The sequence below is a fragment of the Gordonia sp. HS-NH1 genome, assembly GCF_001418765.1.
GTDB lineage: Bacteria > Actinomycetota > Actinomycetes > Mycobacteriales > Mycobacteriaceae > Gordonia.
This window is the reverse complement of sequence record NZ_LIYC01000014.1, coordinates 15185-37618: the sequence shown is the minus strand read 5'-3', so window position 1 is coordinate 37618 and position 22434 is coordinate 15185. Positions and strand designations below refer to the sequence as shown.

General features: G+C 67.8%; 23 protein-coding genes. 15 read left to right on the top strand and 8 right to left on the bottom strand.

Annotation, left to right across the window (positions count from 1 at the left end; all coding sequences use genetic code 11):
• The first annotated feature begins 23 nt into the window (after positions 1–23).
• Together AMD30_RS12015 and AMD30_RS12010 are read left to right on the top strand one after the other, a co-directional pair.
• The gene (locus AMD30_RS12015) at positions 24–839 is read left to right on the top strand and encodes an IclR family transcriptional regulator (RefSeq protein WP_055475795.1); all 816 of its coding nucleotides are present in this window, start codon (positions 24–26) and stop codon (positions 837–839) included.
• Between the two features lie 64 nt (positions 840–903).
• Positions 904–1998, top strand: coding sequence for an XdhC family protein (locus AMD30_RS12010; RefSeq protein WP_055475794.1), 1095 nt, complete (start codon positions 904–906; stop codon positions 1996–1998).
• A gap of 10 nt (positions 1999–2008) precedes the next feature.
• On the opposite strand, the gene AMD30_RS12005 is transcribed toward AMD30_RS12010, so the two are convergent.
• Positions 2009–2740 carry an enoyl-CoA hydratase gene (locus tag AMD30_RS12005; protein WP_055475793.1) on the bottom strand — a complete coding sequence of 244 codons (732 nt, stop codon included), beginning with the start codon at positions 2738–2740 and terminating at the stop codon, positions 2009–2011.
• 53 nt (positions 2741–2793) lie between these two features.
• Here AMD30_RS12005 and AMD30_RS12000 point away from each other — a divergent pair, with 53 nt between their 5' ends.
• From AMD30_RS12000 to AMD30_RS11980, 5 genes are read left to right on the top strand one after another with little or no spacing between them, the layout of a single operon-like run.
• Positions 2794–3987, top strand: a complete 1194-nt coding sequence (locus tag AMD30_RS12000; protein WP_055475792.1) for an NAD(P)-binding domain-containing protein — start codon at positions 2794–2796, stop codon at positions 3985–3987.
• 46 nt (positions 3988–4033) lie between these two features.
• Positions 4034–4363 (top strand): helix-turn-helix transcriptional regulator, encoded by a 330-nt coding sequence (locus AMD30_RS11995; protein WP_055475791.1) that lies wholly within the window; start codon positions 4034–4036, stop codon positions 4361–4363.
• Positions 4363–5007 (top strand): hypothetical protein, encoded by a 645-nt coding sequence (locus AMD30_RS11990; RefSeq protein WP_055475790.1) that lies wholly within the window; start codon positions 4363–4365, stop codon positions 5005–5007. The genes AMD30_RS11995 and AMD30_RS11990 overlap by 1 nt, the downstream gene beginning before the upstream one ends.
• Positions 5004–5900 carry an ABC transporter ATP-binding protein gene (locus AMD30_RS11985; RefSeq protein WP_055475789.1) on the top strand — a complete coding sequence of 299 codons (897 nt, stop codon included), beginning with the start codon at positions 5004–5006 and terminating at the stop codon, positions 5898–5900. Before AMD30_RS11990 ends, AMD30_RS11985 begins: the two co-directional genes overlap by 4 nt.
• The gene (locus AMD30_RS11980; RefSeq protein WP_055475788.1) at positions 5897–7138 is read left to right on the top strand and encodes an ABC transporter permease; all 1242 of its coding nucleotides are present in this window, start codon (positions 5897–5899) and stop codon (positions 7136–7138) included. The genes AMD30_RS11985 and AMD30_RS11980 overlap by 4 nt, the downstream gene beginning before the upstream one ends.
• Before the next feature lie 855 nt (positions 7139–7993).
• On the opposite strand, the gene AMD30_RS11975 is transcribed toward AMD30_RS11980, so the two are convergent.
• From AMD30_RS11975 to AMD30_RS11960, 4 genes are read right to left on the bottom strand one after another with little or no spacing between them, the layout of a single operon-like run.
• A complete protein-coding gene (locus tag AMD30_RS11975; protein ID WP_055475837.1) occupies positions 7994–9289 on the bottom strand; it encodes a cryptochrome/photolyase family protein in 1296 nt (431 codons plus the stop codon).
• Positions 9290–9303: 14 nt separating this feature from the next.
• Complete coding sequence (locus tag AMD30_RS11970; RefSeq protein ID WP_010844775.1) at positions 9304–9672, bottom strand: FKBP-type peptidyl-prolyl cis-trans isomerase; 369 nt, start codon at positions 9670–9672, stop codon at positions 9304–9306.
• Positions 9673–9728: 56 nt separating this feature from the next.
• Positions 9729–11051 (bottom strand): citrate synthase, encoded by a 1323-nt coding sequence (locus tag AMD30_RS11965; RefSeq protein ID WP_010844776.1) that lies wholly within the window; start codon positions 11049–11051, stop codon positions 9729–9731.
• Between the two features lie 60 nt (positions 11052–11111).
• Positions 11112–12062 (bottom strand): carbohydrate kinase family protein, encoded by a 951-nt coding sequence (locus AMD30_RS11960; protein WP_055475787.1) that lies wholly within the window; start codon positions 12060–12062, stop codon positions 11112–11114.
• Between the two features lie 125 nt (positions 12063–12187).
• On the opposite strand from AMD30_RS11960, the gene AMD30_RS11955 reads away from it, so the two are divergent.
• The 6 genes from AMD30_RS11955 to AMD30_RS11930 all read left to right on the top strand — a co-directional run bounded on the left by AMD30_RS11955 (position 12188) and on the right by AMD30_RS11930 (position 15904).
• Positions 12188–12853 carry a 5-oxoprolinase subunit B family protein gene (locus tag AMD30_RS11955; RefSeq protein ID WP_055475786.1) on the top strand — a complete coding sequence of 222 codons (666 nt, stop codon included), beginning with the start codon at positions 12188–12190 and terminating at the stop codon, positions 12851–12853.
• Positions 12850–13722: a biotin-dependent carboxyltransferase family protein gene (locus AMD30_RS11950; protein WP_055475785.1), complete on the top strand. Its 873-nt coding sequence runs from the start codon at positions 12850–12852 to the stop codon at positions 13720–13722. The genes AMD30_RS11955 and AMD30_RS11950 overlap by 4 nt, the downstream gene beginning before the upstream one ends.
• Positions 13723–13821: 99 nt before the next feature.
• A complete protein-coding gene (locus AMD30_RS11945; protein ID WP_035718303.1) occupies positions 13822–14217 on the top strand; it encodes a phage holin family protein in 396 nt (131 codons plus the stop codon).
• Positions 14218–14475 (top strand): DUF3618 domain-containing protein, encoded by a 258-nt coding sequence (locus tag AMD30_RS11940; protein WP_055475784.1) that lies wholly within the window; start codon positions 14218–14220, stop codon positions 14473–14475.
• A gap of 62 nt (positions 14476–14537) precedes the next feature.
• On the top strand, positions 14538–14807 hold the full coding sequence (locus AMD30_RS11935) for a DUF4235 domain-containing protein (RefSeq protein ID WP_055475783.1): 270 nt from the start codon (positions 14538–14540) through the stop codon (positions 14805–14807).
• Positions 14808–14851: 44 nt separating this feature from the next.
• Entirely contained in the window at positions 14852–15904 is a 1053-nt protein-coding gene (locus AMD30_RS11930) for an oxygenase MpaB family protein (protein WP_055475782.1), read from the top strand.
• Positions 15905–15920: 16 nt separating this feature from the next.
• Here AMD30_RS11930 and AMD30_RS11925 read toward each other — a convergent pair whose 3' ends face one another.
• Both AMD30_RS11925 and AMD30_RS11920 read right to left on the bottom strand, forming a co-directional pair.
• Positions 15921–16994: an isopenicillin N synthase family dioxygenase gene (locus tag AMD30_RS11925; RefSeq protein ID WP_055475781.1), complete on the bottom strand. Its 1074-nt coding sequence runs from the start codon at positions 16992–16994 to the stop codon at positions 15921–15923.
• 45 nt (positions 16995–17039) lie between these two features.
• The gene (locus AMD30_RS11920) at positions 17040–18308 is read right to left on the bottom strand and encodes an MFS transporter (protein ID WP_055475780.1); all 1269 of its coding nucleotides are present in this window, start codon (positions 18306–18308) and stop codon (positions 17040–17042) included.
• A 186-nt stretch (positions 18309–18494) separates the two neighbouring features.
• Here AMD30_RS11920 and AMD30_RS11915 point away from each other — a divergent pair, with 186 nt between their 5' ends.
• Positions 18495–20195: a purine-cytosine permease family protein gene (locus AMD30_RS11915; protein WP_010844786.1), complete on the top strand. Its 1701-nt coding sequence runs from the start codon at positions 18495–18497 to the stop codon at positions 20193–20195.
• A gap of 58 nt (positions 20196–20253) precedes the next feature.
• Here AMD30_RS11915 and pdxH read toward each other — a convergent pair whose 3' ends face one another.
• On the bottom strand, positions 20254–20949 hold the full coding sequence (gene pdxH, locus AMD30_RS11910) for a pyridoxamine 5'-phosphate oxidase (protein WP_442902698.1): 696 nt from the start codon (positions 20947–20949) through the stop codon (positions 20254–20256).
• 210 nt (positions 20950–21159) lie between these two features.
• On the opposite strand from pdxH, the gene AMD30_RS11905 reads away from it, so the two are divergent.
• A complete protein-coding gene (locus AMD30_RS11905; RefSeq protein WP_010844788.1) occupies positions 21160–22287 on the top strand; it encodes a citrate synthase 2 in 1128 nt (375 codons plus the stop codon).
• The last annotated feature ends 147 nt before the right edge of the window (positions 22288–22434 follow it).

Here is a 22434-nt window from a genome sequence, read left to right as displayed (position 1 = left end):
GGGCAGGTACCCTGGGCGCTGCGATGGCTGAGGAGAGTGTGGAGATCGAGCGCCCTGCGGGAGCAGTCGATCGGGCACTGCAGGTCCTCGAGCTCATCGGCACCGCCGGTTCGGCCGGGATCACCGAACTCGCCCTCGAACTCGGTGTCCACAAGTCCACCGTTTCCCGGATCGTCTCCGCGCTGGAGGCACGCGGTTTCGTCGAGCAGGTGCCCGACGGCCGCAAGTACCGGATCGGATTGACGGTGGTGCGCCTGGCCGGCTCCACCATGGCGACCCTCGACATGACCAGATGCGGGCAGGACACCTGCGACGCACTGGCCGCCAAGACCGGCGAGACCACGAATCTCGCGGTCCTCGCCGACGCGCAGGCGATCAATGTGGTCGAGGCCGTGGGTGCTTCCAATGTCGCCCTGCGGACCTGGGTGGGTCAGGCCTCGCCGGCGCACGCGACCTCGTCGGGCAAGGTCCTGCTCGCCGGACTGTCGGAAGAACAACTGCGCCAGACCTTCTCGGGCGGGCTGGCGAGATTCACCGACCGCACGATCGCCGACGTCGACGACCTCGTCGACGAGCTGCGGACGGTCGGCCGGCAGGGCTGGGCGATGGCGGTGGAGGAACTCGAACTCGGGCTGGTGGCGATCGCCGCCCCGGTGCGCGATCACACCGGCACCATCGTGTGGGCCCTCAGCATCTCCGGACCCCGATACCGCCTCGACCCGGACGACGCGGAGAACCTCGTCGCGACGGTCGTGACCGCCGCGGCCGATCTCAGCAAGCTGTTCGGATACCGCGCAGCGGGTTCGGCCAGCGCCCCGGGGATCGCCGAGAAGTCGTGACATCGGGTGGCCGCAGGCCCGCGCGACGTGGCCCGGCAGGTGGAGATCTGGTCCACTGGAGTACATGCGCGACGTCCTGCGGTCCCTGATCGAACTCCTCGACAGCGGTGACGCGCGGCCGGTTGCGCTCTGCCGGGTCGTCGGCACGACGGGATCGGCACCCCGCGAGCTGGGCGCGGCGATGATCGTGACGTCCGACGACACGGTGATCGGGTCGGTGTCCGGCGGATGTGTCGAATCCGCGCTCGTCCACACCGCACGCGACGTCCTGGCCGACGGCATCGCGGTGGTCGAGCAGTATGGCGTCGACGATCCCGACGATCCCGCGCCGGGTCTCACCTGTGGCGGGCAGATCGAGGTCCTGGTCGAGCGTGTGGCGCCGACCGGCGAGCGTCGTCGGCAACTCACCCGCCTGGCCGCCGCGCTCGACGACGACGAGCCGATCTCGTGGGCCACGACCCTCACCGACGAACCCGACTGGTATTTCGCCACTCCGACATCGCAGGCGTCCTGGCGTCGCCTCGACCGCGACGTCGCCGACCTGCTCGCCACCGGCCGCAGCGGCCTCGTCGGGGTCGACGACTGCGACACCCCGTCCGACGAACGTCCCCGGACCTTCGTGCAGACCTTCGGCCCGCCCGCGCGACTGATCCTGGTCGGCGCCAACGACTTCGTCCGGGCGCTCAGCTCGCTCGGGACGAGCCTGGGCATGCGGGTGACGGTCGTCGACGCGCGACCGGTGTTCGCCACTCGCGCAAGGTTTCCCGACGCCGACGACGTCGTCGTCGGCTGGCCGGATCGCTACCTCGCGAGTAGGATCCGCGACGGACGGGTCGGCGCGTCGACCGCGATCTGCGTGATGACGCACGACCCGAAGTTCGACGTCCCGACCCTGCGGGTCGCACTCGCGTCTCCGACCCTCGGCTTCGTCGGGGCACTGGGATCACGGCGGACCGTCGCCGACCGCAACCAACGCCTTCGCGACGCCGGCATCGACGATGAGCAACTGGCGCGACTGCGCTCCCCCTTGGGCCTGGACCTCGGCGGGCACACACCCGGCGAGGCGGCGGTGGCCATCGCGGCGCAGCTGATCGCCGAACGCCACCGCGCCACCGCGACTCCCCTGCACACCGGCGACGGGCCCATCCACCGCCGGTAGCGCCGCCGGATCAGGATCCGGTGAAACGTGGTGCGCGCTTCTCGGCGCGGGCCGCCCTGCCCTCCCGCACGTCGTCGCTCGCCCACGCACGCAGCATCGCCGCCGTCCGGTCCTCGGGGGCGGCGTCGCGAGCGCCGTCGCCGTTGAGGACGAGCTTGTAATGCTGCAGGGTGAGCGGGGCGAGGTCGGCGATGGTGCGTGCCCAGTGCTGGGCGTCGGTGAGGTCCCCGATGCGATTGGCGAATCCGAGCGTGTGGGCGCGGTCGGCGGTCAGCGGGTCGCAGCCGATCAGCATGCCTCTGGCCTGCCCCGCGCCCACCAGCGACACGAGTCGCCGGATCGTCCACTCGTCGACCGCGACGCCGATCTTGGCGGCAGGGATGCCGGCGATCGCGTCCGGTGCCATGACCCGGAGGTCGGCCGCCATCGCGAGCTGCAGGCCGGCGCCGATCGCCGAGCCGTTCAGTGCAGCGATGACGGGCACCGGCGCGGCCTCGATACGCTGCAGCGTCCCCACCAGCGTGTCGAGAAAGCCCTTGTCGTACACGGGCCCCGACAGATCGGCGCCGGCACTGAACACCGGTCCCCGGCCCGTCACCACGATGGCGCGGGTCCCGGCGTCGAGGGCGGCGTCGAACGCCCCGGACAGGCCGGCGAGCATGTCCTCGTTCAGCGCGTTGCGCTTGTCGACCCGGTCCAGCTCGATCGTGACAACTGTTCCCTCGGTGGTGGAGTGGATCATGGGCCAAACCCTACCGACCGCACCGCCGAGGCTCGGCGTGACAAGGTGGTGACGTGGAGATCTCCCCGACCGGCGCACAGCCCGCCCCCCACACGGATGTGCTGATCATCGGCGGCGGACAAGCCGCCCTCTCGGCGGCCTACTTCCTCCATCGCTTCGGTCTCGGTGATCGCTATCAGATGCTCGACCATGCGCCCGGCCCCGGCGGCGCCTGGCAGTTCCGGTGGCCGACGCTGACGCTGGCCACCGCCAACCGCGTCCACGACCTGCCGGGATGGGGGCTCGTCGAGGCGCTGGGACTCGACTGCGACGAGCTGCCCGCCGCCACCGCCGTCCCCGACTACTTCGGCCGGTACGAGGAGAAGTTCGGCCTGACGGTTCATCGGCCGGTGCATGTGCGCGCCGTTCGCCGCGAGGGGGACGGCTTCCGCGCCGAGCTGGGCGACGGCAGTTCGGTCACATCGAACCTGATCGTCAACGCCACCGGGACGTGGGACCGGCCGTTCATCCCCCACATCCCCGGCGCCGCCGACTTCCGCGGCCGGCAACTGCACACCCATGACTACACCTCCCCCGCCGAGTTCGCGGGCAAGCGCGTGCTCGTGGTGGGTGCCGGCATCTCGGCGATCCAGCTGCTCATCGAGATCGCCCGCGAGGCACCCGGCAGCGAGACGTTCTGGTGCTCGCGGCGCGAACCGGTCTTCTCGAGCGGTCCCTTCACCCCCGAGCAGGGCCGCGAGGCCGTTGCGCGGGTGGAACGGCGGGTGCGTGCGGGGCTACCGCCGACATCGGTCGTCTCGGTGACCGGGCTGGCGCTCACCCCGGCGATCCGGGCCGCGCAGCGCGACGGGATCCTCGAGTGGCGGCCGATGTTCACCCGCATCACCGAGACGGGCGTGTGCTGGGACTGTGGGACTGCCACACCGGATCACCCGGGCAACCCTGGCCACCCGAACAGCTCGCACCTCGATGTCCCCTCTCACCTGGACGTCGACGTCATCTTCTGGAACACCGGTTTCCGCAGCGCCATCGACCACCTGGCACCGCTGCGGCTTCGAGCGCCCGGTGGAGGCATCACGATGACCGGCCGGCTGGCGACCGTCGTCGAGGCCGACCCGCGTATCCAACTACTCGGCTACGGCCCCTCGGCCTCGACGATCGGCGCCAATCGCGCGGGACGCGAGGCGGCGCGTGTCGCGGCCGAGTACCTCGGGGCCTCGACACGCCGCGCGTCGACAAGCAGCTAGTTCCCTCCGCTTGACATGTTGTTGTGTTTTCACAACACTAGGACGGGTGAGTCCAATACGCCGAGGGGAAAAGCTCCCCATCTACAACCGCATCGGCGTGCTACGTGCAGAACGGCAGATGTCGAGAGCCCAGCTGGCCGAGCTCGTCGGGATCAACGTCCAATCGGTGGGCGCACTCGAACGGGGCGACAACTATCCGAGCCTCGACCTGGCGTTCCGGATCTGCGATGTCTTCGACCTGCCGGTCGAGGCAGTGTTCAGTCGGCGCGAGTTCGGCGCCATGTCCGCAGCGCTTTACCGGCGCGAACCGTCCCCGACCTCGCCCGGCGCACAACCCGTCCACAGCATCCACACCGACGACATCGGAGGTGAATGATGACCGATCCGTACTCGGCCATCCCCGAAGAGGCCACACCAGCCCTGTGGCGCCGCTACGAGGAGTGGCGTGGGCAGCGGCACCAGGAGTTCAACGACAAGAACGCCCATCGCCTCACCTCGTGGCGAACCCGGCGCACGTTCCGCCGACTGGTGCTCATCCAGACGTTCTTCGCAATTCTCCTCCTCATCAGTTCGGTCATCGCCTTCTTCACGAACAAATGGTTCCTCGTCCCTTTCATTATCGGGCTGGTGGGGATCATCACGACGCTCTACCTGCTCCGCGTCGTGACCGGATCGATCGCCGACACTCCAGTCACCGCGCTGGACGAGATGCAAGTGGCACAACGAAACTCGGCGCGATCCATCGGCTTCACCGTTTTGTACTGCCTGATGTTCATCCCGTACGCGACACTGATCGTCCTCAGTTTCCGGGACGAGGTGCCCGGGCAGGCCGTCTACGGCGCGGCCGTCCTGCTCATCTCGCTCGTCCTGGCAGCGATCTGCGTGCCCTCCATGCTGACCGCCTGGTGGATGGCCGATCCCGATCCGGAAGATCTCGAAACGTTGCACCGCGAACACACCACCCGTCCCACCACGTCAGCAACGACCACGACCACCGAGAGTGAGGAGAGTGCGCCGTGACCGCACCCTTGATCGTCGACGGGCTCCACAAACGCTATGGAGACCTCGTCGCATTGCGTGACATGACCTTTGACGTCGACCCCGGTGAAATATTCGGCTTCGTCGGGAGCAACGGCGCGGGAAAATCCACGACGATGCGCATCATCCTCGGCGTGCTGTCGGCAGACGCCGGCGAGGTCCGCCTGGGTGATCGCCCGATCGACCTGGATCTACGTCGCCACATCGGGTACATGCCCGAGGAACGCGGCCTGTACCCGAAGATGAAGGTGGGCGAACAACTCACCTTCCTCGCGAAACTGCACGGCATGTCCGCGGCTGAGGCGGAGGACTCCGTCCGGCGCTGGACCGACCGGCTCGGCGTCGGGGCGCGCTACGACGACAACGTCGCCGACCTCAGCCTCGGCAATCAACAGCGTGTCCAGCTCGCGGCCGCCCTCGTGCACGACCCTTCCGTGCTGGTACTCGACGAACCGTTCTCCGGCCTCGACCCGGTCGCCGTCGACGTCATGAGCGACGTGCTCAAAGAGAAGGCAGCCGAGGGCATCCCGGTCATCTTCTCCTCGCATCAACTCGACCTCGTCCAGCGGCTCTGCGACCGGGTGGGCATCATCACCCGCGGGGAGATGCGGGCCCTGGGCACCGTCGAGGACCTGCGTTCCCGCGACGGGGTCACCCTCGAGATCAGCGGCCCCCGGTCCGACGTCGCATGGGCCGATGCCCTCCCCGGGGTCCGCGGCGTCGACTACGGCGAGACGACCCGCCTCCTGATCGACCCCGAGGTCGCCGACGACCAGTTGATCCTGTCGACCGCGCTGAATCATGGCCCGGTCCACCGGTTCGCGACCTCCACACCGTCCCTGACCGACCTGTTCCGAGAGGTGGTGTCCGCATGAGCACACTACGAGAAGTTTCGCCCACCCCCGCGGCCACCGGTCCCGGCACCGGCCCCAGGGCGTCTGCCGCACAGGCGATCCGACTGGTGGCCGGACGAGAGATCGCGACCCGCGCCAAGACCAGGTCGTTCGTCATCAGCACCGGCCTGCTGATGGTGGTCATCGTGGTCGGTGCCATCGTCATCAACCTCTTCGCCGGGGGCGACGACGCCGAAAAGGTTGCGGTCGTCGGACAACCGACTGCCGTCACCGAGTCCATCGTGTCCGTGGGCGAGTCGGCCGGGACCACCATCACGACCGAGGCTGTCGACTCCACCGAGGAGGCACGCACACATGTCACCGACGGAGATGTCGCGGCCGCACTGGTCCCTGGCGACACTCCCGGTACCTACGTGATCATCGGCAAGAGCGGCGTCGACCCGGCCGTCGAGGGAGCGATCAGATCCGCTGTCGCACAGGTCAACCTGACCGAGGCACTGGCCGATCGCGGGGTGGACGCGGCATCGTTGCCTGCGGTCACCATCGCGGTGGAGAAGACCCAGCCGGACAAGCCCGACGAGGGTCAGCGCCTGGTGATCGCACTCGTCGGCGTGATCTTGCTGGTGACCGCGATCATGATGGGTGGCACGATGGTCGCCGTGGGCGTCGTCGAGGAGAAGACGTCGCGGGTCGTGGAGTTGTTGCTGGCGACGATCAAGCCGCTGCATCTGTTGTGGGGCAAGATCATCGGGATCGGGGCCGTCGCCCTGTCGCAGGTGTTGCTACTCGGTGCCACCGCACTGATCGCGGGCACCGCGACCGGGATTCTGACGCTGCCCAGCGCGGCGATCGGGATGTTCGCCGCGGTCATCGCCTGGTTCCTGCTCGGGTTCCTGTTCTTCGCCTCGTTGTATGCCGCGACGGGCGCCATCGTGTCCCGTCAGGAGGAGCTCAACTCCTCGTCGGCGCCGCTGACGTTCCTGGCCGTCGCGGTCATGTACTCGGGCATCTTCGGCGCGCAGTCGATGGACTCGACCTTCGTGCAGGTGTTGAGCTGGATTCCGCCGTTCAGCGCGGCGCTCATGCCGATGCGCATCGCGACCGGCGACACCGATGCCGTCCAGATCATCGTCACCTTCGGCCTGATGGGCGCCGCGTGTGCGGCCGCCACCTGGATCGCGGCACGGATCTACCAGCGCTCGATCCTGCGTACCGGTTCGCGCATCGGTTGGGGTGAGGTGCTCAAGCTCGCCCGCTGACCGCCATCCCCGCTTCCTGAGGTGCGAGCGGAGCAGCCCCCTGCTCCCTGAGGTGCGAGCGAAGCGGCCATCCCCCGCTCCCTGAGGTGCGTGCGAAGCGGCCATCCCCCGCTCCCTGAGGTGCGAGGAGCGATAGCGACGAGCCACGAAGGGCCAGCGAGGCACGTCACCATACCCTTCGTGGCTCGCTTCGCTCGCACCTCAGGGAGCAGAATTCGGCCACTGGCACCCGCGCGGGGTTCTTTCATGGACCACGACGGCCAGGCCGCAGATACTGAGGTGTGAGCGAAGCCTCACCCCCGCTCCCTGAGGTGCGAGCGAAGCGGCCATCCCCCGCTTCCTGAGGTGCGAGCGAAGCGAGCCTCGAAGGGTCGAATTCTCGTCCACCTCACCCTGATTGAAGGGCATATTGCCCTTCGACGATGCTCACGTGGACGACAATCTCCGAACCCCGCGGCACCATGCCGGCACGGCTGGACCGTTCGCCGTTCGATCTGAGTTCTTGGGACAGATGGCCTCGCCAGACCCTTCGAGGCTCGTCGCCTGCGCTCCTCGCACCTCACGGAGCAGAGGCACTATTGCTCCGAATCACATTGCGAGGGTGCTTGGCAGACCCTTCCTGACGCGCCCTCCGCAAGCTCCGGCCGCTCCTCAGGGAGCAGAGGCACTATTGCTACGAATCACATTGCGAGGATGCTTGGCAGACCCTTCGTGACGCGCCCTCCGCAAGCTCCGGCCGCTCCTCAGGGAGCAGAGGCACTATTGCTCCGAATCACATTGCGAGGGTGCTTGGCAGACCCTTCCTGACGCGCCCTCCGCAAGCTCCGGACGCTCCTCAGGGAGCAGAGGCGGGAACTAGATCTGGCCGAACCGACGGAGCGCTTCCTCACGCTCGGCCTTGTGATCGACCATCGGCTCGGGGTAATCGTCGGCGTCGATGTCGCCGACCCACCGCCGGACGTACTCGCCGTCGGGATCGAACTTCTTCGCCTGCGCCTCGGGATTGAAGACCCGGAAGTACGGCGCCGCATCGGTTCCCGTGCCCGCCGCCCACTGCCAACCGTGGTTGTTCGACGCCATGTCACCGTCGACCAGCTGCTCGAGGAACCACTCGGCTCCCCACCACCACGGCAGGTGCAGATCCTTGACGAGGAAGGACGCGGTGACCATGCGCACCCGGTTGTGCATGTATCCGGTCTCCGCGAGCTGACGCATCCCGGCATCGACGAGCGGAAGACCCGTCCGCCCCGCCTTCCAGGCATCGAAGCGCTCGTACGCCTTGTCGTCGGTGTCGAGGTCGATGCCGTCGAACTGACGATTCCAGTTGTGCCACAGGCTGTGTGGCCAGTGATAGAGCACATCGGCGTAGAAGTCGCGGAACGCGAGCTCGCGCAGGTATGCCTGCGCTCCCTTCCCCTTCTGGTTGCCCAGATCGGCAGCGAGAGTACGGGGATGGATGTTGCCGTACTTCAGGTACGCCGACATCCGGCTCGTGCTGTCGCCCGCCGGGTCGTTGCGTCCGGAGTCGTAATCCGTGAGCCCGTCGTCGACGAACTCGGCCCAGCGCGCTGTCGCCGCGTCCTCGCCCGCGGGGATCGACAGCTTCGTCGGCGCGGCGGGTACCCGGATGCGTCCGGTCTTCGACAGATCCGACGGGTCGACGATAGACGCCGGAGGCACCGAGGAATCGGCCGGTGCGCGCCACCCGTGGTCACGCCAGCGGTTGAAATACGGGGTGAAGACCTTGTACGGCTCACCGTCGTTCTTGGTCACCCGGCCGGGCGAGACGAGGTACGGCGAACCGGTCGCCACGAGCTCGATGTCGCCGAGTCGATCGGCGACGGCCTCGTCGCGTCGTCGGCCGAACGGGGCGAAGTCCTCGGAGATGTGCACCCGTTCGGCGTCGACCGCGTGGGCCAGCTTCGGGATCTCCACCTCGGGTCGTCCCCGCACGACGAGCAACTTGCCGTCGAGCTTGTCGTCCAGCTCGCGCAGCGAGTCGAACAGGAACGCCAGGCGCCGCTCACCCGAGGACTTCTCCAGCCTCGGATCCACCACAAAGCACACGAGGACCGACGAATCGGTCCCCGAGGCGGCCGCGGCCAGCGGCGGGAGGTCACTCAGACGCAGATCGCGCCGGAGCCAGACCAGTGAGGTCGCGGACGTCAGCCCACTCCGAGCAGGTCGATGACGAACACCAGCGTCCGTCCCGAGAGTCGGTGACCCGCGCCGGCGGAGCCGTAGGCCAGCTCGGGCGGAACGGTCAACTGACGGCGTCCGCCGACCTTCATTCCCGGGATGCCTTCCTGCCAGCCCGGGATCAACCGGTCCAGCGGGAAGTTGGCCGACTGGCCGCGATCCCACGACGAATCGAACTCTTCGCCCGTCTCGTAGTCGACCCCGACGTAGTGGACGTCGACGATGCCGCCGCGAGCGGCTTCGGCACCGTCGCCGACGATGAGGTCGGAGATGGTCAGGTCGGCCGGCGGGGGGCCCGCCTGGAACTCGACCGTTGGCTTCTCGGTGCTGGTCACTGGACTCTCCTTTGAGTCGGGTGTTCGGCGGTCAGGCGTGTCCGTCGGGCGATCGCTCAGCGATCGCCCATCTGGACGTAGTCGCGTTCGGTGTAGCCGGTGTAGAGCTGACGCGGACGGCCGATCTTGGTGGTCGGGTCCTCGTGCATCTCGCGCCAGTGCGCGATCCAACCCGGCAGGCGTCCCAGCGCGAACAGCACGGTGAACATGCGCGTCGGGAAGCCCATCGCACGGTAGATGACACCGGTGTAGAAGTCGACGTTCGGGTACAGACGACGCTCGATGAAGTAGTCGTCGCTGAGGGCGACCTCTTCGAGTCCCTTCGCGATGTCGAGCAGATCATCCTGCACGCCAAGCGATTCCAGGATCGTGTCGGCGGTCTTCTTGACGATGGCGGCCCGCGGGTCGTAGTTCTTGTAGACGCGGTGACCGAAGCCCATCAGCTTGACGCCGGCTTCCTTGTTCTTCACCCGCTTCATGAAGTCCTTGGTGTCGCCGCCCTCGGCCTTGATGGCGTCGAGCATCTCGAGCACAGCCTGGTTGGCGCCGCCGTGCAGCGGGCCCCAGAGCGCGTTGATGCCACCGGAGATCGAGGTGAACAGGTTGGCCTGCGACGAGCCCACGAGGCGGACGGTCGAGGTCGAACAGTTCTGCTCGTGATCGGCGTGCAGGATGAACAGCATGTCGAGCGCCTTGGCGACCTCGGGGTTGACCTCGTAGGGCTCCGCGGGGAAGCCGAAGGTCATCCGCAGGAAGTTCTCGACGAGGCTCAGCGAGTTGTCGGGGTAGAGGAACGGCTGGCCCGCCGACTTCTTGTACGCGTAGGCCGCGATGGTCGGCAGCTTGGCGAGAAGGCGGATGGTCGACAACTCGACCTGCTCGTCGTCCTTGGGGTCCAGGGAGTCCTGGTAGTAGGCCGACAGCGCGTTGACCGCACTCGACAGAACCGGCATCGGGTGCGCGTTGCGGGGGAAGCCGTCGAAGAAGCGCTTGAGGTCCTCGTGGAGGAGCGTGTGGCGCTGGATCTTGGTGGTGAAGTCCTCCAGCTGCGACGGAGTCGGGAGCTCCCCGTAGATGAGCAGGTAGCTCACCTCGATGAAGGTCGACTTCTCGGCCAGCTGGTCGATCGGGATACCGCGGTAGCGCAGGATGCCGGCGTCACCGTCGATGTAGGTGATGGCCGACTTGGTCGACGCCGTGTTCACGAAGCCACCGTCGAAGGTGGTCAGGTTGGTCTCGGCCAGGAGTTTGCCGAGTGCGACCGAGTCGGTGCCCTCGGTTGCCTTCAGGATCGGGAGCTCCAGCTGTCCACCGGGGTAGGTGAAGGTCGCTGAGGCCGTGTCGGACGCCTGGTCGGCTGGGACTGTTTCAGCAGACACACGAACCCCTTATTCAGATCAGAGTTTTTACAGTGTCCGGGTAGGACACACAGGTACAACCTAGTCGCTTCTCAGCTCGCCCGCCCACGGAGGGTCGGCGCCGGGCCTCGACACCGTCACCGCAGCCACGTGAGCTGCGAATTCGGCCGCTTCGCGCCACTGCTGGGCGGTCAGTGAACGCACCGCGTCGGGCGAGAGCCGACCGTGCCGGTCCAGGTGGTGGACAAGGCCTCCGAGCACGCTGTCACCCGCGCCGATGGTGTCGACGACGTCGACCGGCGGCGCCGGTGCGGTCACCTCACCGACCGGGGTGGAGACAGTGATCCCCGACGCCCCGGCGGTGGTGACGACGGCGGCCACGCCGTCGGCCAGCCAGTCCGCCGCCGAGCTGCCCTCGGGCCCCTCGCCGAGCCACGCCGCGTCCTCGTCGGAGAGTTTGACCAGGTCGACCGACGACATCCAGCTGCGGAAGCGGCGTCGATAGTCGTCGGGGTCGTCGATGACCGCGGGCCGGATGTTCGGGTCCAGCACCACGACTCGGCCCTCGGCGCGGCAGGCGCGCATCAGGTTCTCGTACACGGTGGCACCGGGTTGCAACACCAGTGAGAGGGTTCCGAAGGTCACCGCCGCCACGGTCGGGGGCAGCGCCCCGGGATCGGTGACCCCGCGATCGGCGGTCCCCTCCACATAGAAGGAGTAGCGCGCCGAGCCGTCGTCGGCGATGGTCGCCAGAGCAAGCGAGGTCGGCTCGTCGCGACGCTGGACCAGCGTGGTCCCCACCCCCGCCGCCCGGAGCGCGTCGAGGATCGCCTCACCATAGGTGTCGGTGGACACCGCGGAGAGCAGCGAGACCGCACTCCCCAACCGCCCCAGCGTGATTGCCACGTTGAACGGGCCGCCGCCCAGGGCGGGCTGCAAGGGTGCCAGGCTTCCGTGGGTCGCTTCGTGCCGGCTCGGGCCCTGCTGCACGACATCGACCAGCGCCTCACCGCAGACGACGATCTCTCTCACGGCCTCTCCTCGGCATTCGCATCGGCACTCCGCGTCCCGGCACCACTGGAGTCTGCCATCCCCGTGCGGGCACGGGTCGGAGTTCGCCGGGCGGGACGCCGTGTCGGCCGGGGTAGATTCGACCCATGCACGAGCTGCCGGCGGGTCCCGACGCGGTGGTCCTGGATTTCTCGACCGACGACTCCCCGTCGGCCGCTGTGCTGGCCGCGACCAGGGCGTTGAGCGACGCGGTGGAGCGCGGCGAGCTCCCCGGGGTGACCGATCTCGTGCCCAGCGCACACACCCTTCTCGTCCAGGCCGGCCCGGGCCGCGGTCTCGACGAACTCGGCGTCCGCCGGACCCTGCGGCGCCGCGGAACCGGCAGCGATCGCGACCCCCGGACCACCGACGAGATCGTCATCCCGGTCACCTACGACGGCGCCGACCTCGCGGATGTCGCCGCGGAACTGACGATGACGCGCGAGGAGGTGATCGGGGTGCACTGCAATACCCGGTGGCGCGTCCAGTTCATGGGCTTCGCACCGGGTTTCGGCTATCTCGTCGCCGACGACGAGGGGTCGCACCCGTTCGACACGGTCGGTCGACGCCGGGAAGCACGCACCAATGTCCCGGCGGGATCGGTCGCGATCGCGGCCGGATACAGTGCGGTCTACCCGAAGTCGAGCCCCGGTGGCTGGCAGTTGCTGGGCCGCACCGATGTTCGGCTGTGGGACGAGAACGCCGATCCTCCCGCCCTGTTCACCACCGGCCGGGTGGTCCGCTTCGTCGACGCCGGGGACGACAGCCGATGACGTCGCTGACCGTTCTCGCGACGGGTCCGTTCGCGACCGTCCAGGACACCGGACGCCCCGGGTACGCGCATCTCGGCGTCCCGCGTTCGGGGGGTGCGGATCGCGCATCCCTTGCGCTGGCGAATCGCCTGGTGGGCAACACGGAATCGGCGGCCGTCATCGAGGCGACGATGGGCGGGTTGCGCATTCGTGTCGACGCCGACGTTCTCGCCGCGGTGACCGGTGCGGACGCGGTGGTGCGCCGCAACGGAATCCCCGAAGGACTGGCCGCGGCCGTCGTGCTGCGCGCCGGCGACGAGCTGGCGCTCGACGCGCCGACGTGGGGGCTGCGGAACTACCTTGCGGTGCGGGGCGGGATCGATGTCGATCCGGTGCTGGGATCACGGTCCACCGACACCCTCTCCGCACTCGGACCGGCCCCTCTCGACACCGGTAACCGGCTGTCCGTGGGTCGCGCCGCAGGCGACTGGCCGACCGCTTCGTCGGCCCCCGCCGACAGCGAGCACCCGCGGGTCGTCGTACTGGAATGCCATCCCGGTCCGCGGGCCGATCACCTCGCCGCACCGGCCGACCTGGGCGTCGGGACGTGGGTGGTCGGATCCGACAGCAATCGCGTGGGCGTGCGCATCGACCGGGCCGAAGGGTCGTCGCAGCCACTGCTGCGCCACCGCGACGGCGCCGCCGAGTTGCGTTCGGAGGGCATCGCCCACGGGTCGATCCAGGTACCGCCGAGCGGCCGCCCGGTCATCTTCCTCGCCGACCACCCGGTCACCGGCGGGTATCCGGTGGTGGCGGTCCTCGCAGCGGAGGCGGTGGATCTCACCGCCCAGTTGGTGCCCGGATCGGAGATCCGATTCCGACAGCACTGATCGGAGATCCGATTCCGACAGCACTGATCGGGAATCCGACGTTTCGTATTCACCGGCCCCGGGAACGCTTGGACGAGCGTCCCGATAGGAGGTACGAGCGTGAGTGATCCGTCTGTGAACGACTTGTCGACCGTGCAGCTGGTGGAACGTCTGCAGCAGCAGACGACGACTCTGGTGAAGACCGAGCTGCAGCACGCGGTCGCGGAGATGAAGGGAAAGGGCACCCGGATAGGCGTGGGTGCGGGGATTTCCGGTGCGGGTACGTTGCTGGTGCTGTTCGGTCTCGGCACTCTCGTCGCGGCGGCAGTGCTCGGTCTGGCGAACGCGGTGCCGGCATGGCTGGCGGCGGTGATCGTCGGTGTGGTGCTGCTGGTCATCGGCGGGGCCGCGGCGGCGATCGGGGCCAAACGAGCCAAGTCAGCGGTGCCGCCGGCACCCGAGCGCACCGTCGAGAGTGTCCAGCGTGACGTGGCGACCGTGAAGGAGCACCTGTAGATGAGTGAGACACCCGAGAACAACGCCCCATCCGACGATCCGCCGCCCGTCGAGCAGCAACGCCAGGAGCTGGCCGAGACCGTCGACGCGTTGGCCGCCAAGCTCGACGTCCCGGCGCGCGTGAACGACGCGGCGACGAGGACCGCCCACACCGCCCAGGTGAAGGCCCAGGAGAATTCGACCGTGCTGATCGGCGCCGCTGTCGCCGCGGTCCTGGCTGTCGGTGCGTTCATCATCGTCCGCCGGCGGCGGCACTGACCCGTACAGCCACCCACGCCGTCACTGCGACCCGTCCACATCCGAATGAGCGAGGAACTTCCATGAGTGCCGTATCGAAGGCGATGTACAAACCGATGTCCCTGGCGACCAGCGTGCTCGGCGGTATCGCCGCCGGCGCCGTGTTCGGTCAGATCTGGAAACGGATCTCCGACGACGATTCCGCACCCGACCCCAAGGACCTGGAGCGAACCAACACCGAGGTTCTCGTGGCCGCCGCGCTGCAGGGACTCGTGTTCGGGCTGGTCAAGGCCGCCGTGGACCGCGCGGGCGCACGGGGCTATCGGGCGGTGACACACGAGAATCCGGAGTGACACACGGTTGACACCCGGGTGAGACGAACCTAGAGTTCCGTCTCATGACCGAGGTTGTGGACGCAGCGCAGGAGACCTGTCCCGTTCATGGCGCCGACTCCGGCCACCCCGGCGACGCCGCACCGGCCCAGGAGTACGAGCCACTCGGTCCGGATTCGCTCACCTGGCAGATCTGGGGCACGTGGACGGGGATGTTCCAGGGCCTGTGGGCCGGGTCGATCCAGAACATGCATCCCAAGCTGGGTGCGGCGGTGTGGGACCACTCGGACTTCTTCGGTGAGCGGTGGCAGCGCCTGATGCGTTCCCTGTATCCGATCAGCGGGGTCGTCTTCGACTCGGTCGTTCCCGGTGCGCAGACCGGACTGGAGGTACGTGACTACCACCGGACCGTCAAGGGCACCATGGAGGACGGCTCCCGCTATCACGCGCTCGACCCGGATGTCTTCTACTGGGCCCACGCCACGTTCTGGTACGGCAACGTCCGACTGTGTGAGCGCTTCGGACCCTTCCTCACCGAAGACCAGAAGCGTCAGCTGTTCGAGGAGTCCAAGGCCTGGTACGCCCAGTACGGCGTGTCGATGCGGCCCGTCCCGGACACCTACGAGGACTTCCTCGCCTACTGGGGTTACATGTGCCGCAACGTTCTTCGCGATCACGTCTCGGTCCGCACGGTCCTCGACATCACACAGTTGCCACCGCCGCCGTTCCTGGGTTTCATCCCGAGGTGGTTGTGGGACCGTTATCTGGTCCCCCGGAACCAGAAGATCTTCATGTGGCTGACCACGGGCTTCTACGACGAGCCGGTCCGCGAGATCCTCGGACTCGAGTGGACCGACAAGGACGAACGACGATTCCGCCTGTTGGGCAAGGGCATCAACCTCGTGATGCACCGTCTCCTGCCCAAGCGGGTGCTGCGTCATCCGCGCCCGCGCGACGCGTGGGACCGAGTGACCGGCAAGGTCGCCCGGGACGCACCGATCGTGCACACGCCCACACGCAACCTCCCGCCGGAGAGCGAGCGCGACAACCCCATGCACTACTGCCCGGTGACGGCCGCACGGCGAGCGTCCTATCCCGGCGTGCTCACCGCGGACTGAGACCCGCGCACGAGGTCTACTGCTGCCCTTGACTTCGTCGCATCGCCTGCCGGACCCGACCGGCCTCACGGGTCGCGTGCGGATTCGGGCGTCCGGCGCGCGAGCCCGCGAGCTTCGCACCGATGTGCTCGCCCACGGTGATCGGCGAATAGCGGCTGCCCGCACCGACGCACGACGGAAGCGTCGTGATCATCGCGTCGAGATTGCCGTCGTGGAAGTACGCGGCGGACCGCCGCCGCTCCACCGTGCCGTCGACGATGGGCGGCTTCACCCGATGCAGGGTGGACGTCCACCGCTCATTGGTCCAGCGCGCCATCAGGTCTCCGAGATTGATCAGCAGGGCGCCGTCGGCGGGGCTCACGTCGTGCCAGTTGCCCGAGTGGTCGAGCACCTGCAGACCCCTGACCTGGTCCGCCCACAACACCGTCACGATCCCGTAGTCCGTGTGCTCCCCCATACCGGTGAGCTCGCCGTCCAGTTCGATCTCCCCCGGCGGCAGTGCGTAGTTGTTCATCCGGAGCACGTCGAGGGAATGATCGGTGAAACTCTCGAAGAAGTCCGCGGGCAGATCGAGCGCGTCGGCAAAGATCCTGGTCAGCGTGTGCGCGACGCGACGGGCCTCACTGAAGTACGCCGACACCGCCGCCTGGAAATGCTCGACGGCCGGCCAGGTGTTGACCGCGTAGTGGTCGCCGGGCAGATCGAGGTCGGGGTACTGACTTGCCTCCACGCCGACGTTGTAGGCCTCGAAGAAGTCGTTCATGCGAGCTGCGGGCTCGACGCCCAGTGACAACGACAGGGATTCCGACTTCGGGGGCGCGTACCCACGGTTGATCTCCGGAGGTGTGCGGTAGGCCTTCTTCAGCTCGAGCGGCAGGGCGAAGAAGTCATCCATGACCGCGGTGAACTCGTCGATGACCGCAGCCGGGATCTCGTGCCCGACGACCTGGATGAAGCCGACCGAACTCGCCGCGTCGTCGAACCTGGCCGCGACCACTGCCCGGTCGGCGGGATCGCCGTTGCGCGTATAGGGCGAGATGTCGATGATCGGCACGTCGAAGTCGGTGGCGGCGGCGGTCATGGCGTCCATGGTGGCACCGATCGCCGGGCCGCGCTGCCCGGCTGAACTCGCTCCTCAGGTCCGCTGACCGGCGCGGTAGTGCACGAACGCCGGGATCATCAGGGCGGCCACGATCGTCGCGATCACGACCGCGACACCGCCGAACGCCGTCGCGGCGGCGACGCCGATCGAGGCGGCCGCAGCACCGTGGGCGACGTCGGCGATCCGCGGGCCGCCGGCGACCACCACGATGAACACGCCCTGCAACCGGCCGCGGACCTCGTCGGTCGCTGCGGCCAGCAGGATCGTCTGCCGGAACGCCGCCGAGGCCATGTCGGCCGCACCACCGATCATCAGCAGCACGACCGCGACGACGAGCATCGGCATGGCCGTCCCGTCGGCGAACGACACCGCTATCCCGGTCCCGGTGATCGCCAGACCCCAGATGATGATGCACACGATGACCGCGAGTCCCTGGCGCTCCACGCGCGCGACCCATCCCGAGAAGATCCCGCCGACGACGGCTCCCGCGGAGATCGCCGTGAACAACAGGGCGAAGGCGATGCCACCACCCTCCGGTCCGCCGAAGTTCTCGTGGGCCATCTGGGGGAAGAGTGCCCGCGGCATGCCGAAGATCATGGCGATCAGGTCGACGAGGAAGGACGCCAGGAGGATCTTGTGCCCGGCCAGGTAGCGCAGACCCTCGAGAACCGAACGCAGGCCGGCCACCTTGGGCGCCGCGTCGCTCTCCGGCCGGAGGGACGGCAGCATCGCGACGGCGATGAGCGTCGGCAGCAGGAACAGCGTGTCCACGAAGTAGAGCAGCGAGTAGCCGAGCACCGGGATCAGGGAGCCACCGACGAGCGGCCCGGCGATCGCTCCCGCCTGCATGACCGTCATGTTCAGCGACAATGCGGCGGGCAGGTCCCCGGCGTCGAGGAGCCGGGGCAGCACCGCGGTCCGAGTCGGCTGGTTCACGGCGAAGAACGCCTGCTGAACGGCGAAGAGCACCAGGACGATCCACACGTTCTGTCCGCCCATCGCGGCCTGCGCCCAGAACAGTGCGCTGCAGACGATGAGGCCGATCGTCGTGATGATCAGCAGGGTCCTGCGGTCGACGACGTCGGCCAGCGCTCCACCCCAGAGCCCGAAGACGACCAGCGGGACCAAACCGAACACACCGGTCAGCCCGACATAGGCCGAACTGCCGGTGACCTCGTAGATCTGCGCCGGCACGGCGACGACGCTCAACTGCGCGCCGATCACGGTGACGATGTTCGCCATCCACAACCGCCGGAAGTACTGGTTGCGCAGCGGCGTGGTGTCGGCGAGAAGACGGGGCATTTCCACGATGTTAAGACTGCGAACGACTGGCCGGCCGGTCAGGGCACCTGTCGGGTGCAATGTCCGAAATGCACGAATCGCGCTGTGCCAACGGTTCTTAATTCCTGCGCAACACACGGTCATCGGCGCTGTAACAGGATTCTCCTAGCGTCACTTCGTGCATGTCACGACTGCGGGGAGGGCCCGATGACCACCGAACAGGCACCCGACGCCGACGCCGCAGGCACCGCCTCGGAACGTCGACCGGTGACCGGGACCGCGGCCGCGGCCGCCCGGGAGACGCTCGAGGACTACACGCTCAGATTCGCCCCGCGCAGCTACCGCAAGTGGAGCCCCGGCGTGGTCGCGATCTCGGCGCTGGGCGGCATCGCCTACCTGGCCGATTTCGCGATCGGCGCGAACATCGGCATAGCCAACGGCACCGGCAACGCCCTCTGGGGCATCCTGTTCTTCGCCATCGTGATCGTCCTGACCGGCTACCCGCTCTCCTACTACGCGGCCCGATTCAACATCGATCTCGATCTCATCACGCGCGGAAGCGGTTTCGGCTACTACGGCTCGGTGCTGACCAATGTCATCTTCGCGTCGTTCACGTTCATCTTCTTCGCCCTCGAGGGATCGATCATGGCGCAGGGGCTCGAGCTGGGGCTCGGCATCCCGCTGTGGCTGGGTTATCTGCTCTCGTCCGTGCTGATCATCCCGTTGGTCATCTATGGCATGAACACCTTGTCGAAACTCCAGGTGTGGACCACCCCGCTCTGGCTGGTCATGATGGTGCTGCCCTTCGGTTACCTGGTTATCCAGCACCCCGAGGCCATCGGCGAATTCCTGGCGTTCAGCGGTGGAACAGATGGCCAGGGCGGACATGCCGTCTCGTTCGCCGGAGCGATGCTCGCCGCAGGTGTGTGTCTGTCGCTGATCGCCCAGATCGCCGAGCAGATCGACTACCTGCGCTTCATGCCGCCGAAAACGCCTGAGAACAACCGGCGCTGGTGGACCGCGGTACTGACCGCGGGCCCGGGCTGGGTGCTCTTCGGCGCGATCAAGCAGATCGTCGGTCTCTTCCTCGCGGTCTACCTGATCGTGAACTTCGCCGATTCGGCCGGCGTCGCGAACGAGCCCGTGCATCAGTTCCTCGCCGTGTACGAGGAATTCATGCCGCACTGGCTCGCGATGACCCTCGCGGTGATCCTGGTCGTGATCAGCCAGGTCAAGATCAACGTGACCAACGCCTACTCCGGCTCGCTCGCGTGGACCAACAGCTTCACCCGGGTCACCAAGACCTACCCGGGCCGGCTGGTGTTCCTCGTCTTCAACGTCGGCATCGCGATCGTGCTCATGGAGGCGAACATGTTCAGCTTCCTCAACGAGCTGCTGAACTTCTACGCCAACTGCGCCATCGCCTGGATCGTCACCGTCGCGTCGGACATCGCCGTCAACAAGTACCTGCTCAAGATCTCGCCGAAGCAACCGGAGTTCCGCCGCGGGATGCTCTACAACGTCAACCCGGTGGGCTTCGTGTCCGTCATCGTCGCGGGCGGACTGTCGATCATGGTGTACTTCAACGTCTTCGGCGACACGCTCGCACCGTATTCACCGCTCGTCGCCCTGATACTCGCGTTGGTACTGCCACCGATCATCGCACTCGCGACCAAGGGCAAGTACTACCTGCGTCGCACCGACGACGGCATCGACCTCCCGATGTACGACGAACTCGGCAACCCCTCCGACGTCAAGCTCCTGTGCTGCGTCACCGGCATGGAGTTCGAACGGCCCGACATGATCGCCTCAGCGGTCCCCGGCCCGAACGGCGAAAAGCAGTACATCTCCTCACTGGCACTGTCGTGCGACAAGACCGGTGAACACGTACTGCCGGCTCAGAACTGAGGGGTCGGGCCGCGCAGGCCGATCCGTGGTGTCCAGCTGCCGCGGACCGGACCGTCGGTCAGGGCTGAAGCCGTTCGACCCGCCAGGAGTGGTCGACGTGGGTCAGCCGAACCCGGTTGTGCAGGCGGTTCGCCCGACCCTGCCAGAACTCGACCTCGACCGGTGCGATGCGGTACCCGCCCCAGTCGGACGGGACCGGCACCTCCGCACCGTCGTCGAAGCCGCCGTAGGCCTCGGCGAGCGCGGCGGCCTTCTGCTCGAGTTCGACGCGGCTGCCGATGGGCCGCGACTGTTCCGATGCCGCGGCCGACAACTGGGAACCGCGGGGCCGCAGCTCCCAGTACGCCTGGACCTCTTCGGCGCTGACGTGTTCGACCGGCCCGCGAAAGTGCACCTGACGTTCCAGGGCGATCCAGGGAAAGGTCACCGAGGCATACGGATTCGCGGCGAGGTGGCGGCCCTTGTCCGAGTCGTGACCGGTGAAGAAGACCACGCCGTTCGCGTCGACGCCCTTGCACAGCACGGTGCGCGTCGACGGCCGGCCATCCGCGTCGGCCGTGCCGAGGACCATCGCATTGGGCTCGGCGATGCGGGCATCGACGGCTTCACGCAGCCAGACGTGGAAGAGATCCAGCCACGGCGGGTCGCCGCGCAACCAGCTCGGGTCGAGGTTCTCGCGGATACCGTCGGCACCCGCGGCACGGTCACCCTCGCCGATGTTGGGTGGGATGCCGCCGCCGTATCCGACGCGCATGTTCGGCAGGTCGATGGGGTCGTGCGACTCGTCCAACACTTTGCTGACGCTACTCCGACCCCGCTGGTTACTCCGGGGTACACGCGGGGCGTCCGGCTGATCTACAGTTCGTCGTGGACCGCATCCCCGGCGAGTCCCGTCCCGCGAGGATTCGCGAGGATTCACCGGACAGCGGATGCACGACACGGACGTCGAGTGAGGTGGGTTGCCATGGCCAACACTGTTCCCGAGGATTTCGTCGCCGGGCTCGAGGGCGTCGTGGCCTTCACGACCGACATCGCCGAACCGGACAAGAACGGCGGCAATCTCCGCTATCGCGGCGTCGACATCGAAGACCTGGTCGAGAACAAGGTGACCTTCGCCGATGTGTGGGCGCTGCTGGTCGACGGCAGGTTCGGCAACGGTCTGCCGCCGGCCGAACCGTTCCCGCTGCCGATCCACACCGGTGACGTGCGCGTCGACGTCCAGGCCGCGTTGGCCATGCTCGCACCGATCTGGGGTTACCAGCCCCTTCTCGACATCGATGACGAGACCGCCCGCGACAATCTCGCCCGCGCATCGGTGATGGCGTTGTCGTATGTGGCGCAGTCGGCCCGCGGCATCCACCAGCCCGCGGTCCCCCAGCACGTGATCGACGAATGCGACACCGTCACCGCACGTTTCATGACGCGCTGGAAGGGCGACCCCGACCCCCGCCACATCGCCGCGATCGACGCCTACTGGGTCAGCGCCGCCGAGCACGGCATGAATGCCTCGACGTTCACCGCGCGGGTCATCGCCTCCACCGGAGCCGACGTCGCGGCGTCGCTGTCGGGCGCGATCGGCGCCATGTCGGGTCCCCTGCACGGCGGAGCCCCCGCGCGCGTGCTGCCGATGATCGAAGAGGTCGAGAACACCGGCGATGCACGAGGACTCGTGAAGGGGATCCTCGACCGCAAGGAGAAGCTGATGGGCTTCGGGCACCGGGTGTACCGCGCGGAGGACCCGCGTGCCCGCGTGCTCCGCCGCACCGCACAGGAATTGGGCGTACCGCGCTTCGAGATCGCCGCCGCGCTCGAACAGGCCGCGCTCACCGAACTCCGGGAACGACGCCCCGACCGCGCCATCGAGACCAATGTCGAGTTCTGGGCGGCGGTCATCCTCGACTTCGCCGAGGTGCCGACCCACATGATGCCGGCGATGTTCACCTGCGGCCGCACCGCCGGATGGTGCGCGCACATCCTGGAGCAGAAGCGCCTGGGCAAGCTGGTCCGCCCGGCCGCGATCTACACCGGCCCGAGCCCCCGGCGCCCCGAGGACGTCGAGGGCTGGGGCGACGTCGTGAAACCGGGCCTGTAGGCCCGTTCCACAGGAGCGCGACTTTCACCACAGGAGCGCGGGCTGTGAGCAGCCCCGCTGTGGTCGAAGCAGCGCTTCTGTGCTGACGTGACCGCGAGCCGACGCCGCCACCGTCGTCGGGTTTGCAGGGACCGAACCCGGGGTGGC